The following is a 13,980-nucleotide window of genomic DNA, read 5'->3' on the forward strand; positions in this document are numbered from 1 at the left end:
GGCCAAATCCTTGGCGGAAGCGGACGGCATCAAGGCCCGCGCCGAGGCTCTCGGAACCAACCAAGAGGCCGTCATCTCCCAACAGCTCGCGGAGAACATGCCGGCGATCGTGGCAGCCGCGGCTGAACCGTTTGCCCACGTGGGCAACCTGACCGTCCTCAACGGCGGCGAGGGCCTCAACAGCATGGTGGGTGGGATCCTGTCCCAAGTGGGCAACTACCTGCCATCGATCACAGCTGCGCTCAAGAACGGCAAGGAACCGCCCAAGCGGCCCACCAAAACCCCTGATGCATAGGGACACCGATGCACAAAGAGGTTGATCGGAGCCTGACGGGCAAAATCGGCAGGGTCACGGGTCGTATCGGGCCAGGCACTGTGGGGGAAGTGATGCTGCCGTTCCACGGCGGTACGAGCGCCTTCCACGCGCATCCCTTCGACAAGAGCAGTGTTTTCAACGTGGGTGACGAGGTGCTTGTCATCTATTACGAGCCACCCGGGACCGTATTCGTTGACGACTTGCCGGACGTCCTGAAGGCTGCCAGATAGCGCGACCGCCAGCCGGCGCAATAGAGAACCCGACAAAAAGCTGAGGGCGGCTAGTCAGCCGCCCTCAGCTTTTTGTCACTGATCGATTGCTCAGCCCAGCGGCGGAGCTCCTACGCTGTCGTACATCGCGTAATCGTCGGTGGTGACCGATCCGTTGCTGAACAAGCTCAACCCGAAACTGATGGCCGTGGCCCCGGCGGGTAGTGCCGGCGTCGTGAAGCTTGCCTGTGTGTAGGTAGTCGCGGTATTCAGCCACGGTCCGGAGGTCCAGTACACCCAGTTGTTTGAGGCGTCACGGTAATACAAGGCGAACTGTGTGACGGCTGTAGAGGTGTACCAAACACGCACCGAATAGGTGTGTCCGGCGACGGCCGCAGGTGGGCAGGTACTGGTGTCCATTGTTGGAAGCAGTTTCGCGTCACCACTGGAGTATCCCGTGATGGTGAGTTTCTCCGCTTTGGTACCGGTGTGCGCGGTAGCAACCGTGCTGAACGTCGCGGTGTTGGTGCCGTATCCGCCGGCCTGCCAGCACTGCGGGAACGAGCCCGTACCGGCCGTTTCAAGGCTGGGGTTCTGTACCAGGTTGCCGCCCGCTGGTGGCGGCGGAGGAGGCGGTGGCGGGGTGCCGACGTCGAACATCTCGTAGTCGTCGGTGGTGAGCGTGCCGTTGCTGAACAGGTTCAACCGAAGCTGATGCCGCTGGCGCCCGTGGGCAGTGGAGGCGTTGTCCAGGTGGCCTTTTGGAAGGTCGTGGCCGCTGAGAACCAGGGGCTTGATGTCCAATACTTCCAGGAGCCTACGCCGATCCGGTAGTAGAGCTCGAATTGGGTGCTTGTGGTCGATTTATACCAGGCACCGATTGAATAGGAGTTCCCGGGTGTGGCTGTAGGCGAGCACCCTCCTAGGTCAAGGGTCGGCAACAGCTTGGCGTCGCCGTCGACATAGTTGGTGACCACGAGCTGTTCGGCGACTTTTCCGGTGTGCGCCTGCCTGACGGTGGAAAAAGCTGCCGTGTTGGTGCCATAGCCTGCTGCGGCCCAGCACTGCGGAGCCCCGCTGACCAAGGTTTCAAGGCTTGGGTTCTTGATCAGGTTGCCCGTGCCCTCCGGTGGCGCCGGCGGTCCCGAGACAAGCGGCTTGACGGTTCCGCCGATCACTTGGGCCACCGTCTTGACCGTGGTGGTTGCGGGCCTGGACTTGAGCCACGTGGCGAACTGGTTGAACAGGGTCGGGGTGATGTTCAGCGGATCCGTGCTGGTAGCTGAAATATGGTGGAAGGTGAGCTGGACCCACCCGCCTCCGGGCTCCGCCTGGGTGACCGACTTTTGCAGGTCCGCCAGGGTCCAGGTGTTGTCCACTTCATCCGGAGCCGCCGTGTTGTACGGGTTGGCAGGAGGGATGGTCTCCGCGAGCGGGCAGCCGGCGCAGCTGAACCGCGTCTTGATGTCACCAAGGTTGCGGGCGCTATTGAGCCCGCAGTTCTTGACGACGGTTTCGAGGGATGCGTTCTCGGAAGCGAATGGATACGCGAAGTCAGTGATCGTGAATCCAAGGTTTGTGAGGTTGACCCTGTCGTTGCAAATCTGGCGTGTTGCCTCATCCAACGTCACGGTGGTCAGGTCCGGGTGTGTGACGGTGTGGCCGGCAATCTCGTTGCCGTTCGCCACAAGGCCCTGCATGTCGCTTGTCGTCAGGTAATTGGGGTTGTTGATGAATCCGGACGGCGTGAAGAAAGTACCCACCAGGCCCAGGCTCTGCATGGTCTGCGCGGCGTTGAGTTGGTCGGCATTTGCGTCGTCAAAGGTCAAGGTGACGACGGTTGGATTGGCGGCTTGGGCTGCGGGTGCGGTGATGCCGGCGGTGACGCCGGTGAAAGCAAATACCACCACAACGGTGGAGAACCACGTAAACCATTTACCGGGGATCGTCCCTTTAAACGTCCGGTGCTGGTCAACCTGGTCAGTACGGTTGAAGAGTTTCATAGGGTCTGGCTCGATTCTAGACAACGGCCTGGCCGGACATACGGGCGGCGCAGGGTGAATCACCCAACGTTGTTCAGCATGTGAGGGCGCGCCGCCCAGTCATCGCCCGCTTGCCGAAATACCCCGGTGCCCGGGACAAGCCCCAGTCATGGCCACGAGGTTCACTACCGATGTCACCGTAAGGCGGGCCGACATGGGGGAATAAGAGTAAGTCCTACCCGTCTTTGAGCTGCGTAATTACCTAGATTTGCGCATGTTCGGTCGCTACGGATCCTCCACTCGGGGAAGCAACGTCAATTTGTTAACCAAACCTTCCCCTTGCGGTCACGCCCATTCCCCCGCTTCGCCAACCGCCGCGCACACCGTGGAGGGGTGAGGATCGCTATCGTTGCCGAATCATTCCTGCCGCTCATGAACGGGGTCACGCACTCCATCCTGCGGGTGCTCGAGCATCTGCAAGAGCGCGGCGACGAAGTGATGGTGATTGCGCCGTCGACGTCGGACACTGCTGTCTCGGACGTCGTGAACGGCGCTTTTGTCCACCGCCTCCCGTCCGTGCCCTTGGCCGGATACACCAATGTGCGGGTGGCGTTGGGCGGCGTGAGCCGGGTCAAGAGAATCCTTGCCGACTACGCACCGGACGTTGTCCACCTCGCATCGCCCTTCGTCCTCGGGTGGCGGGCTGTGCAAGCTGCGCACCAGCTCGGCATTCCGACGGTTGCCATCTACCAAACCGAGGTCCCCAGCTACGCTGCCCGCTATGGGCTCCCCATGCTGGAGAACTGGGCATGGAACCGGGTGGACAACATCCATCTTCGTGCAGACCGGACACTGGTCCCGTCCACGTTCGCGCTCAACCAGTTGCGCGGCCGCGGGATCCTCAGGGTGGGAATGTGGCGGCGCGGTGTGGATACCGCGCGCTTCTCCCCCACCAAGCGCTCGACGGCGTGGCGCACCTCCGTTGCGCCCCACGGAGAGCGCATCATCGGCTACGTCGGCCGCCTCGCGATCGAGAAACAAGTGGAGGACCTCGCCGTGCTGGCGGACCTGCCGGGAACCAGGCTTGTCATTGTGGGCGACGGTCCGCAACGCGCCGCCCTGGAAGCAGCGCTGCCGAATGCCTTCTTCACCGGGTTCCTCGGCGGCGACGAATTGGCCCAAGTCGTGGCGGGCTTCGACCTCTTCGTCCATCCCGGAGAGTTCGAAACGTTTTGCCAGACCATCCAGGAGGCCATGGCCTCCGGCGTTCCCGTCGTGGCCACCGGCCGGGGCGGTCCCCTCGATCTCGTGGAAAACTCGCGCACCGGCTGGCTTTACGAGCCAGGAGACCTCGCGCAGTTGCGGGCCTACGTGCAGGACTTGGTGGGCGACGACGCCAAGCGACGTGCGTTCGGAACGGCAGCACTCGCTTCGGTCCAAGGACGGACCTGGCCGGTGCTGAGTGCCCAACTCGTCGAGCATTACGAGGCGGTAATCGCGGGGGAAGCGCTCGTAGAACCGGCCGCCGCTCCCAGCCACCCGGTTCAGGCAGCCGAACTTCAGGCGTCCGAACTTCACGCGGCAAAGCCTGCCACCATTTCCGTGACTTCCAGCAAAGGACTCCCCGCATGAAAATCTCCGTTGTAGGCTGCGGCTATCTTGGCGCAGTACACGCCGCCACGCTCGCGTCGATGGGCCACACCGTGGTGGGCATCGACGTCGACGCACAGAAGGTGGCCCACCTGAACAAGGGTTTCGCACCTTTCCACGAACCCGGCCTCGACGAACTTCTCCGCGACGGCTTCGCTACCAAGCGGCTCACGTTCTCCACCGACTTCGCCGACGCCGCCGGCGCCCAGACGCACTTCCTCTGCGTGGGCACACCGCAGTCCAAGACCTCCGATACGGCGGACCTCTCCTACGTGATCGCAGCCACGAAGAGCCTGCTTCCGCACCTCGCGAGCGGCGCCGCCGTCGTCGGCAAATCCACCGTTCCCGTGGGAACGGTGGACATGCTCCGCGGCATCCTTGCCCGCAGGCCGGATGTCCTGCTCGGCTGGAACCCCGAATTCCTGCGCCAAGGTACGGCAGTGAAGGACTCATTGGTCCCGGATCGTTTGGTGTACGGCGTGCCGGGCGGCAAGGACTCTGCCGCGGGCACCCCTGTCACGGCTGCGCTCGACGCCGTCTACGAACCTCTGATTTCGGCCGGGATCCCGCGGCTGGTCTGCAACTTCGCGACCGCCGAGCTCATCAAGTCCGCCTCCAATGCGTACCTCGCCACGAAGCTCAGCTTCATCAACGCCATCGCCGAGCTTTGCGACGCTTCAGGGGCCGACGTTACCGAGCTCAGTGAGGCGATGGGGCTGGATCCGCGCATCGGCAACCGGTACCTCCACGCTGGACTGGGTTTCGGCGGCGGCTGCTTGCCGAAGGACATCCGCTCGTTCCGCGCACAGGCACAAGCGCTGTCCGTGCCTTCCCTCGACGAGTGGATGGGTGTGGTCGATTCCATCAACCTGGGCCAGCGCGCCCGCGCCGTGGACGTCGCCCGTGACATGTGCAAGGGCTTCCTGTCCGGCCGCACCGTCACCGTGCTGGGCGCGGCGTTCAAACCGGACACCGACGACATCCGTGACTCGCCCTCCCTCGACGTCGCACTCCAACTCGCCGCGGCCGGCGCCCACGTTACGGTGACGGATCCCAAGGCGATCAACAATGCCTGGATGCGCTATCCGCAGCTCCGCTTCGAAGCGTCCACCACGCGCGCTCTCGAAGGCGCCGAGTTGGTGCTGCTGCTCACCGAATGGGACGAATACCGTGCCCTCTCGCCCGCCGCCGTCGGCTCGCTCGTACGACGCCGGATGGTCCTGGACGCGCGGAACGTCCTGGATGCTCGAGCATGGCGGGCGCAAGGCTGGACGGTTCGTGGGCTCGGAACCGGCTCCCACGATGAGACTTCGGAGCCGCTTACCGAAGCCAAACCTCCCGTCGTTCCCGTCGAACCGCTCAACACACGCCCGTTCATTGTCGGTTCGCCGGCCAAGGCACCCTCCACGCGACGGTAGCCGCGTGGTTCATCGTGTATTCGGGGCTTTGGGGTGCAGTGCATCGGTGATGACGAGGGAGACGTTCTGCCCACCGAAACCGAAGGAGTTGCTGAGCACAGCCTGCTGAGGGACGTTCCGTCGTTGGATGGCGACGTCGAGGTTGATGTCGGGAAAACCTCCCTGATGGCACGGGACTCGCACTCGCGACCGGAATCGCCAAGGCCGAGCTCGCCCCCGTGGTCGACGAGCACCTCCAACTGCTGTTCCGCCAATCGGAGCGCTTCGTGACCCAGCTTGTCGGCAGCCGGGGTTGGAGCCTCAAGCGACCCGTCGACGTCGAAGCCAGGACATTCTGGAGCGCCGCACTTGGTGCCGCACTCCTCGCACACGCCGGGGCGCACGGCACCGGCGCAGACCTCGACCTCGCCGGGACATTGACGGTCCACGACCAGACCGGCCACGTCTAAGTTCCTTAGCGTTCCCAGGCCGAGAACGGCTCTCAGTGTTTTTGCCCGGATTACACGTAGACGGGCCACCGCGCACACGGAGATCCGGCTTATTCACACTGAGAAACGGCCTTTTGCACACGGATTTTTCCGTTTTTTACACGGAGACGCCAATTTCACCGAGAGAATCTGAATCGTGGATGGCCTTCCTTTGAGGAGGGTCACCACTCTTCAAGGCCAGCGAAACCGTTGGCCGTTCTACTCGAGAAATGGGGTTGTAGTGGAATCAACAATGACGAAAAGGACCGGCCTTCAGGCTGCGGCCGCGGCTGCGCTGGCCGTGGTTGGCATCTTCGGCGCGAGCTTGGCCGTTTCATGGATCGCGGGGTCCCTTGGGATCTCTGCCGCGGCGGCGTCCCAGATCATGCACGCCATTGAGGTCGGAGGCTGGGCTCTCGTTGTCATCGGCACAATTTTCGGGGCAGGAATCACGGGTGCCTTGATCGCAACGGCTCGAGGCATCCTCTTCCGCATCGGCCGGGCGCAAGCAGTCGCCTAAATCGATGCTTGCTAAGACAGCACGCGTGCTTGGGGGCATCCCTGGATGGTTGCTCCCAAGCACGGGCCTCGCCATGGCAGCCATAGCCGTCTTCGGCTACTCGGCTGTGGACCTGTCCTGGATCCGGGACGCCAAGGACATGGGTGGGAGTCCCCTCTCCAGCAAAGACTTCCTCCAGATCCTTGGGCGAAACGTCGGTGCGGCCTTGGTGCTCTATTCGGGGGTCGCGACCCTCGGGCTGACCACGCTTCTCGGAGCCGGAATCCTGGCGCTGTATGTCGGGGCGACGGTATCCCTCGGGGTGCATTCCGTCGGCGGTGCGGGCCTGGTTGCGGACGTGATGTGGTACGTCCCGTTCGAGTTCGTCGGCCTGGTGATGGCGGCGACCGCCGGATTCCAGCCCGCCGCGGGCCTGGCTCGGAGGCTGCTGATGAAGAACGAGCCTCCAACCCTGAGGTCGTTCATCGACGACATGGCCCGTTCCCTCGGCACTTTGCTCATTGCCATCGCCCTGATAGTCCTCGGTGCCGTCATCGAGGCCATCGTGATTCAGCTCAAGACCTGAGGAGGAATTCATGACCAGCACGGAAGACGGACGGAAGTCCGAAACCGTCATCAGCGTCGCAAAGGTCGGAAAGTTGCGTCCCGAGCCGTCCTCAGCCAGGGAATGGGTCTCGACGTCCCGGGGTCTGTGGATCGCGGGCTACATCCTGCTCATGGCTTTGGTGGCTCTGCGGCTTCCCCTGACCAGAAAGTATCTCAACGCGAACGTTCCGGCGGACGTGCGCTCGGAAATCGGGGACGATCGCCTCCTGAGCCTCTCCATGACCGTGGGCACCGTTTTGTTCTTCCTTGTCTACGCCGTGATCATCGCTTTGTACTTCTCGCTGGCCGCGTTTTTGGACAAACGGGTGATCCCGGGAAAATCGGTGCTCGCGGGCCGCTTCAAGATCGGGGCCTTCTTTGTGATCGCCATTCTCGCCACGATCCCGGTGAATCTCTTCAGCGTGGCCTTTGGTGTCATCCAACCGCGGGAAATCCCCGGATATTGGGCCTATTTCCCCTCGATGGCCGTGCTGGCCCTGGTGATCTTCTACCGACATTGGCGCGAGTTTTCCACAGGCAGGAAGATCCTCGTTGTGCTTTCGGCCATGGGTCTGTCAACAATAGTCGCCATCGGCTGACCTTCCTCAACCACCACCCACGGACAGAAATTCTCAATGACTACTCAGCTCTTCGGCCTGCTTCTACGAATCGTGGGCCTCCCGGTCGCTGCATTCTCCTGCATTTCAGTCGGCCTGATGTGGGCTTCTCCCGCCCCGGAAGGCCTCAAGAACATAGATCCCCTCGCCGTGAAGAACACGATGGTCACCGTGCTTCTCGTCTTCGGAGTGGCGGCACCCTTGATTGCGGCCTTCAGCAAGGCCGGGAAATGGCTACCGCTCAAGGCGGCTGTTTTCGCCGTCGCTGGTTTCGCCAACGCGGCGGCCGTCAGCCCGGTAATAGTCGTCCCGTTCCAGGGCACGACGTCGGCCATCGCCGCGGTCTGTGCGCTCGGCCTCGCGGTCCTCACCATTGTGGCTTCATGGACTCAGTCCAGAAGAAGAGTCCGCGGAGCAAGTTCTAGGCGCCGATGAGGACCGAAACCCCACCCGCCGACGTCGCAGGCCTAGCTTCGAACGCCAGCGTCCCTGCTGTGTCGGTCCGGAGGTCCGATTACCGAATCCTGCGCGACTTTCGGGCTTTCGAAATCGTCAATGCGATGCGTTTGCCGCTCACGCTGGACGGTTTCAGGGCCCTCGCGATCTTCGGATCGATCGCCTTGGTCCTGCTCGGAACAATGGTGTTCGCATCCACGATGTCTGTTCTCCGCGACGGCCCGCTCCGCCAAGACACGGCTGCTGTGCTCAACTGGGGATTCCTCGCGATCCTCTACTCCGCGGTCGCCTCAGTTCTCACCGAGGTAGTTTCAAGCCGACGGCTGGCAGTATCCGGCACTCCGCATTTGGAGCTCTTCCGGGCGATGGAACTTCCCCTCCCGCAGGTTGTGGTGAGATATGGTCTGGTCCCGGCGTTCCGCCGCACGGGCATCCTTTGGTATTCGGCCGTGGTATTCCTCCTGGTCTTCTTCGAGGAATCGCCGAGCTACTTTGGCGTCGTGGCGGCTTCGGCCTCCGTCCTGGCTCTCGCCTCCTGTGCGTGCGTCTACTGCGTCCTTCATTTCGCTTCAACACCTGCACGAAGGATGGGCCTCCATTGGCGGTATGGCGTCTTGGCGCTCTTCCTTGGATTGTTGCTCGGGGCTGCCACGGGATTTCTCCTGCCTCAGCTCTACCGGCTCGGCGGCCTCGCCGGGGACCCCTCGCGCTTCCTTCCGGCGTTGTACTCCCTGGCAGCGGCCGCGTCCGGGATATTGATCCTGCTCAGCATCCGTGCCTGGCGCCGCCTCAGCTACCGCAGGATTTCTTTCAATACGGAGCGGAGCGGCAGCCAACGGCCGGCGACAAGCTTCGGGCTATTCGTTGTCACTGATCTGTTGAGCAGCAAACAGGGCTCGGTGATCGCGACCATCGTCCTTGCCTGGATCGCCGTCGTTGGCATCCTCTTGGGAGCGAGGGGCGTCTTCCCCCTGCAGTCGGCTCTCGGCTCCGGAGAGCTGCACAAATCCTTGATTGGTGCTGCCGTGCTCCTGAGCCTCGGCGTCACGGAACCGATGCTCTATCGGATCGGGCCCACGGCGAAGCTGTACCACTACCGCTTCGCGTGGGAGAACGGCTTCTCCGCCACCGCGATCGTTGTCCGGCTCGTCGGAATCTACGTCATAGCGGGGGCGGCCATCGGTGGATTTGTTTTCCTAGGGGCATTTCTCGCACTGGACCTTCCGGCTCCTGGTGCTGTCCTCGCGGGTTTGATCGTCGCGGCGTCCGGAGTCGTCGCGGAATCCCTCTCCCGTCCGCCAACCACCACCGACGGGACCAAGTCCAATGACGTGATGGACGGCCTCTTCACACTCCTCCTGATTTCTCCATGCTCGCTCATTCTTGTTGTCAGCCCCGAGTTCAGCACCGTGCTGTTGTTGGGCTATTCCATCCTCTTGATCCTGGGAGCCGCCGTATGCCTGCATCAACGTCTTTTGAGGCTTCGATCGAAATCGATTCTGTAACCGCCGGCTACCGGCAAGGCACCCCTGTCCTGGACGGACTCAGTCTCAGCATGAACGAGCCCGGGCTTTACCGTGTGGCCGGCAGCAATGGCAGCGGGAAATCGACGCTCCTGGAGCTCATCAGCGGTTTCCTCCAACCTTGGGCCGGAAGCGTTCGGCTTTGCGGTATCGACGCCAGCTCACCGGACGCGCGCCACGTACGGAGCGTCTGCCGTACGACGCCGGCGCTCTACCCCTCCATGACGGTTCACGACCATCTGGCCCTGGCGGCACGTAGCCGTCAGGTCGGTCCGGAGGCCGGGCTCGCCCGGCTGGCCAAGTATGGACTGAAGGACTGGGTGGAGCAGCCCGTCTCCATGCTGTCCACGGGCAATATCCGGAAGCTCTGGCTGCTCATGTGCACTGTGGCCGACACCCCTGTGGTCGCCATCGATGAGCCTTTCAACGGCATGGACGTTCGAGGCATCGAGGCCCTGATCGACGAGCTCGGCGACTGGGCACAGCACAAAGTGGTTGTCCTCATTTCGCACACAATTCCGGAGCAACTGACCGTTAGGCATTCCTTCGTCTTCAAGGAGGAAGGAGCAATCGCGTAGACCGAAGCCCACTGGCAGGCTCACTCGGAAAGCCGCTTTTCGCGGAACGGAGACGAATCCCGGACAAGGTCAAAGAGGGCCGTGCGGGAAGGGCTTCCTGTCTTGCGCAGCGCGTTGGAGATGTGGCTTTCCACGGTCCTGATACTGATTCCCAGATGCTCGGCGATCTCCGGGTTGGAGCGATGACCTGCCAGGGCTGCTATCTCGATTTCCCGGACGGTCAGGGGCGAGTAGCTTCCGGAACTAAACGCGACGGGCTCATCCGGCGAAGGAAAACGTGCCGCGAACATGGAGTACGCCCGGTCCATCGCAGCCGCACCGATCGTGTTGTCCACGAACGCATACCGCTTGAAGGCGCCGCGGAGCAGCATCCGGACCTGGTAGAAATCGGCGTCGGGCTCGTAATGCTCGAGCAGCACGCCGAGCATTTGGTGGTCATCCTCCACCACGGCCGCGGCAATTGCCAAGAGCTGATCATGTGAAGCGGCCGGTGCATACTCTTTCAAGGTCTGCCGGAGGAGATCGAGAACTTTCCGGCCCGGGAGAAGGCACGTGAAGAAGAGCGCGGAATAGATCGCCTCGAGGACATAGCCACGTTCGAGCTGCCGTTGAATGAGTTTCGCGGCCTTCCCGTCGAATACAGCGGGAATGAGGGGTCGCGCGGCGACGAGCTCGTACACGCCTCTCGCTGTCCCGGGGAGCGGGCCGATGTCTTCAGCTTCGCGCCGTGCCTGGGTGGCAAGGGTCGCTGCGGGCAAGATCGCGGACGTCGCCGTCCTGAGCCGGCGAGCCTAAGCATTGCGTCGTGAAGGGAAGCCACCAGGAAGCCTGGCCGCCCCATGGCAAACACACTGCCCATGAGGTACTCGGCGTCGTCGAAATAGCCGCGGTAGATCAGGGCCTGGGCAGCCACATAGGTGTTGCAAACCATCCCGAACTGGTCCAGCTTGCGGCGGGCATCTGCGCGTTGGTCAAGCGCAAAGACAATCGACTCATCGATCCGCCCCGAGCTGAACAAAGCCATTCCACGGATGAACGGTTCGATTCCCGGAATGCCTCTTAAGCCGCCTGAAGTGTCGATGGCTTTGAGCGCGGCGGAAGGGTTGAATCGGTAGAGTTCCAGGATGCCCCGGATGCTGGCTATCACACCGCTTTCGGGGTGACGATCGTGCAGACGCGCGAAGATCCCGTCGAGGTTCTCCGGCATTCTGTCGTAGGACGCCACGAGGAAAAGTTCTGCCGCTTCGGCTTCGGCGGACCATTTGGGACGTTCCTCCCCGAAGCTCCTGAGGCGCCGGCCGCAGAGTCCAGTCCTTTGCCCTTATGGATCGCCCAAAGCGCTTTGGTAAATGCCAGGAACAGGAGATCGCACGATTCGCCTTCCGAGGTCACGGTCTGGGCAAGGATCCGCTCAATTCTCGATGCGTCAATCGGCGAGCCCCAATAGACCCTCAGAAGTGCCACAGCATTCGATACTGACCTTTCGGCATTCCACAGCTCGTATCGCTTGCGCTCCAGGACGGATACTTGCTCATGAAAATGGCGTGCCGTTGCGGCGTCGTCCGAGCTCCGTTCAAGGCGCAGCGCAGCCAGGACCCTCATCAGCGAATCAGCCGAGTTGAGGTCAACGTGGGATTCCTGTGGCAAACCGCTGAGGGCTCGGGTGATTCGACTCTTCAGGACCCGCCTGCTTGTGAGCACTCTTTGACCACGGAAGTAGTCGGCCAGGACCGGTGGCGTGATCGAAGCGGAGACAGTGTTGTGGAGGTCCTCCACAACGGAAATGAGGCCGCGCTGTTCGAGCCTGTCGAGAACATCGGAATGAACTACCTGTTGCAGTACGTCGAGGGGCGTGGTCCCGGCGATGGCCATGGCTTGAAGGCCCGTGAGTTCGTCGGCTTCGAGTCCTTCGAGGAGGGATTCCACGGTGCCATGAAGGTGCTCGTTCCACAGGGTGTCGCCCGTCATGCGCCATTGACCATGGCGGAGGACAATCAAGCCACTGAGGGAAGCAGTTTCCGCGATGCGAACCACAAGCCGCGGGTTCCCTGCCGATTTCGTCAGGATCCGGGCAGTGGTGTCGGTGTCCGCCGGGGCTCCCAGAATCCCGGTGAGGAGCTCGTTCACTTGCTCGTAGCGAAGCGGATTCAGGTGAACCCTGGCTTCCGGTCCGGGGCTGAGCACCGCTGGCTGCGCCATCGAGTAGATGGATGACTCGCTCATGGTAACGATCATGGGCCGTTTCGTCCGACGCCGGACGGCGTCCAGAACCGCTACAGTCTCCGTGTCGACGAAGTCGAGGTCATCGACCACAAGCACGCGCTCCCCTGGCCTGGAGAGCCGGCTCGCCAGGGTGTCAGCTACACCGAGGACTCCCAATTGGCCTATTCGAATATCCAGGCTCAGGCTATGTATTCCACCAAAGGGTATTTCGCGATGTGAGCGGAGTCCCGAAACGGAGTAAACCGTTGCTCCGGTATTTTCCAGATCGGCGATAGCCTTTTGCACCACACTCGTGCGGCCGCTGCCAGGCGCGCCGACAATTCGAACTATCATTCCGCGAGCAACGTAGTCCAGCGTTCGCCGAACTTCCTGATCGAACACTCGCGATCCAACTTTCTCTGACGCGCTGATCCAGCACTCTCCGGTCCTTAGGTGGTGCGAGGTCCAGACGATTCAACTGTTTCCTGCCCAAAGCCGGGCGTTGGCAGGCGGACTCCCAAGCACTCCCACGGAATCCCCCGGGGTGCGCTGACGAACCTCGTTCCAAGGGAAACCGTAAAGTCCGAAACGGCCATCTAAGTGGTGTTTTGGCAAAACTCAGTGTGCGCGGGGAGCCGTCTACGTGTGCCGACGTGGGGTTTTGTTCCGCATCTCCGTGTGCGCCGAAGAAAACTCAGTGTTCCCCCGGCGTCCAAGGAGGTGGGGTTTCGCGATGAATTTTCCATGGTGCTCCTGGTGGTGGTCTCTTGCTTCCGACGCTACGGGGGTTTCGTGGCCGCCTCTAGATCGAACCTCGCGCATGTGGATATTTATTCGAATCTTGTTTTCATAGATCGAATATAAATTCTAATTTGCAGAATGGACCACAACCTCTTGGGACCCTGTCAAGAGGCTTTCTCGTCCATGTGGACAACTTCTTCTTTTCTCGCATTTCAGATGCTAGGATCTGCTGACATTCGCGTCAAAAACTGAATCATGGGGGCAATAAATGAATACTCGCGCGCCTGAAAACAACGGGGAAATAAAGCACGCGTCGCACGACTTCTTGAAATCTCGGAAGAATATCTTCAAGGTCTTTGCCATCGTCACGTCTACTGCCGCAGCACTCTCCCTTGCCGCCTGCGGCGGAGCCAGCCCAACAACCTCCCAAGCGGGAGCCACTCAATCGGCATCAACTTCCGCCTCGGCGACGCCCACCCCAACTCCCACGCCCACACCGACCGCGCCGAAATCCGCGTCCTGCGTAACGGAGAACGCAACCGAGAGCTACCCGCCCAAGGTGTACATCTGCACAAAATCCGACGCGGGCACCTTAGTTTGGATGGAACGCTCAGAGTCAAAGAAAGTAACCGACGCTCGCGCAGCAGCAGCTGCGGCGAAGGCGGCGGCAGACAAGGCCGCTGCTGACAAAGCAGCAGCTGACAAGGCCGCTGCTG

The 13,980-nt window shown here is 61.9% G+C and carries 16 protein-coding genes and 1 pseudogene; 13 read left to right on the plus strand and 4 right to left on the minus strand.

Translation table 11 applies throughout. The features are described 5' to 3' along the window. On the plus strand, positions 1-295 hold a 295-nt coding region (locus AHiyo1_RS06755), incomplete at its 5' end, for a flotillin domain-containing protein (protein ID WP_275937041.1). Positions 296-303: 8 nt separating this feature from the next. Continuing rightward, on the plus strand, positions 304-546 hold the full coding sequence (locus AHiyo1_RS06760) for a hypothetical protein (RefSeq protein WP_084784383.1): 243 nt from the start codon (positions 304-306) through the stop codon (positions 544-546). Between the two features lie 90 nt (positions 547-636). On the opposite strand, the gene AHiyo1_RS26305 is transcribed toward AHiyo1_RS06760, so the two are convergent. Both AHiyo1_RS26305 and AHiyo1_RS06765 read right to left on the minus strand, forming a co-directional pair. Then, positions 637-1,230, minus strand: a complete 594-nt coding sequence (locus AHiyo1_RS26305; protein ID WP_059388031.1) for a hypothetical protein — start codon at positions 1,228-1,230, stop codon at positions 637-639. Beyond that, the gene (locus tag AHiyo1_RS06765) at positions 1,227-2,528 is read right to left on the minus strand and encodes a polysaccharide deacetylase family protein (RefSeq protein WP_059388032.1); all 1,302 of its coding nucleotides are present in this window, start codon (positions 2,526-2,528) and stop codon (positions 1,227-1,229) included. Before AHiyo1_RS06765 ends, AHiyo1_RS26305 begins: the two co-directional genes overlap by 4 nt. A gap of 372 nt (positions 2,529-2,900) precedes the next feature. Here AHiyo1_RS06765 and AHiyo1_RS06770 point away from each other — a divergent pair, with 372 nt between their 5' ends. The 9 genes from AHiyo1_RS06770 to AHiyo1_RS06810 all read left to right on the plus strand — a co-directional run bounded on the left by AHiyo1_RS06770 (position 2,901) and on the right by AHiyo1_RS06810 (position 10,321). After that, the gene (locus AHiyo1_RS06770) at positions 2,901-4,139 is read left to right on the plus strand and encodes a glycosyltransferase family 4 protein (protein ID WP_084784384.1); all 1,239 of its coding nucleotides are present in this window, start codon (positions 2,901-2,903) and stop codon (positions 4,137-4,139) included. Continuing rightward, positions 4,136-5,575 (plus strand): UDP-glucose dehydrogenase family protein, encoded by a 1,440-nt coding sequence (locus tag AHiyo1_RS06775; protein ID WP_084784385.1) that lies wholly within the window; start codon positions 4,136-4,138, stop codon positions 5,573-5,575. Before AHiyo1_RS06770 ends, AHiyo1_RS06775 begins: the two co-directional genes overlap by 4 nt. Positions 5,576-5,769: 194 nt before the next feature. Next, entirely contained in the window at positions 5,770-6,024 is a 255-nt protein-coding gene (locus AHiyo1_RS06785; protein WP_113990580.1) for a TetR/AcrR family transcriptional regulator C-terminal domain-containing protein, read from the plus strand. A 271-nt stretch (positions 6,025-6,295) separates the two neighbouring features. Beyond that, on the plus strand, positions 6,296-6,562 hold the full coding sequence (locus AHiyo1_RS06790; protein WP_059388033.1) for an uberolysin/carnocyclin family circular bacteriocin: 267 nt from the start codon (positions 6,296-6,298) through the stop codon (positions 6,560-6,562). 4 nt (positions 6,563-6,566) lie between these two features. Further along, positions 6,567-7,127, plus strand: a complete 561-nt coding sequence (locus AHiyo1_RS06795) for a stage II sporulation protein M (protein WP_113990581.1) — start codon at positions 6,567-6,569, stop codon at positions 7,125-7,127. 10 nt (positions 7,128-7,137) lie between these two features. Then, a complete protein-coding gene (locus AHiyo1_RS06800) occupies positions 7,138-7,746 on the plus strand; it encodes a hypothetical protein (RefSeq protein ID WP_059388035.1) in 609 nt (202 codons plus the stop codon). Positions 7,747-7,782: 36 nt separating this feature from the next. After that, complete coding sequence (locus AHiyo1_RS06805) at positions 7,783-8,199, plus strand: hypothetical protein (RefSeq protein ID WP_059388036.1); 417 nt, start codon at positions 7,783-7,785, stop codon at positions 8,197-8,199. After that, positions 8,196-9,725 carry a hypothetical protein gene (locus AHiyo1_RS24540; RefSeq protein WP_059388037.1) on the plus strand — a complete coding sequence of 510 codons (1,530 nt, stop codon included), beginning with the start codon at positions 8,196-8,198 and terminating at the stop codon, positions 9,723-9,725. The genes AHiyo1_RS06805 and AHiyo1_RS24540 overlap by 4 nt, the downstream gene beginning before the upstream one ends. After that, the gene (locus tag AHiyo1_RS06810; RefSeq protein ID WP_172465515.1) at positions 9,677-10,321 is read left to right on the plus strand and encodes an ABC transporter ATP-binding protein; all 645 of its coding nucleotides are present in this window, start codon (positions 9,677-9,679) and stop codon (positions 10,319-10,321) included. The genes AHiyo1_RS24540 and AHiyo1_RS06810 overlap by 49 nt, the downstream gene beginning before the upstream one ends. A gap of 20 nt (positions 10,322-10,341) precedes the next feature. Here AHiyo1_RS06810 and AHiyo1_RS26310 read toward each other — a convergent pair whose 3' ends face one another. Further along, positions 10,342-11,079 (minus strand): helix-turn-helix transcriptional regulator, encoded by a 738-nt coding sequence (locus tag AHiyo1_RS26310; RefSeq protein WP_253257191.1) that lies wholly within the window; start codon positions 11,077-11,079, stop codon positions 10,342-10,344. Positions 11,080-11,126: 47 nt separating this feature from the next. On the opposite strand from AHiyo1_RS26310, the gene AHiyo1_RS26315 reads away from it, so the two are divergent. After that, positions 11,127-11,384, plus strand: a complete 258-nt coding sequence (locus tag AHiyo1_RS26315; protein ID WP_113990582.1) for a hypothetical protein — start codon at positions 11,127-11,129, stop codon at positions 11,382-11,384. Positions 11,385-11,464: 80 nt separating this feature from the next. Here AHiyo1_RS26315 and AHiyo1_RS26320 read toward each other — a convergent pair whose 3' ends face one another. Beyond that, entirely contained in the window at positions 11,465-12,829 is a 1,365-nt protein-coding gene (locus AHiyo1_RS26320; protein WP_148667448.1) for a hypothetical protein, read from the minus strand. Between the two features lie 703 nt (positions 12,830-13,532). Here AHiyo1_RS26320 and AHiyo1_RS25425 point away from each other — a divergent pair. Further along, positions 13,533-13,980 (plus strand): annotated as a pseudogene (locus AHiyo1_RS25425) (hypothetical protein); the annotation flags it as partial.

Origin of the sequence: Arthrobacter sp. Hiyo1 (assembly GCF_001263615.2) — a bacterium.
Classification (GTDB): Bacteria; Actinomycetota; Actinomycetes; order Actinomycetales; family Micrococcaceae; genus Arthrobacter.

Coding starts and splice junctions, on each gene's coding strand:
- AHiyo1_RS06760 (WP_084784383.1), top strand. CDS start 304: ATGCACAAAGAGGTTGATCGGAGCCTGACGGGCAAAATCGGCAGGGTC.
- AHiyo1_RS06765 (WP_059388032.1), bottom strand. CDS start 2,528: ATGAAACTCTTCAACCGTACTGACCAGGTTGACCAGCACCGGACGTTT.
- AHiyo1_RS06775 (WP_084784385.1), top strand. CDS start 4,136: ATGAAAATCTCCGTTGTAGGCTGCGGCTATCTTGGCGCAGTACACGCC.
- AHiyo1_RS06790 (WP_059388033.1), top strand. CDS start 6,296: ATGACGAAAAGGACCGGCCTTCAGGCTGCGGCCGCGGCTGCGCTGGCC.
- AHiyo1_RS06795 (WP_113990581.1), top strand. CDS start 6,567: ATGCTTGCTAAGACAGCACGCGTGCTTGGGGGCATCCCTGGATGGTTG.
- AHiyo1_RS06800 (WP_059388035.1), top strand. CDS start 7,138: ATGACCAGCACGGAAGACGGACGGAAGTCCGAAACCGTCATCAGCGTC.
- AHiyo1_RS06805 (WP_059388036.1), top strand. CDS start 7,783: ATGACTACTCAGCTCTTCGGCCTGCTTCTACGAATCGTGGGCCTCCCG.
- AHiyo1_RS24540 (WP_059388037.1), top strand. CDS start 8,196: ATGAGGACCGAAACCCCACCCGCCGACGTCGCAGGCCTAGCTTCGAAC.
- AHiyo1_RS06810 (WP_172465515.1), top strand. CDS start 9,677: ATGCCTGCATCAACGTCTTTTGAGGCTTCGATCGAAATCGATTCTGTA.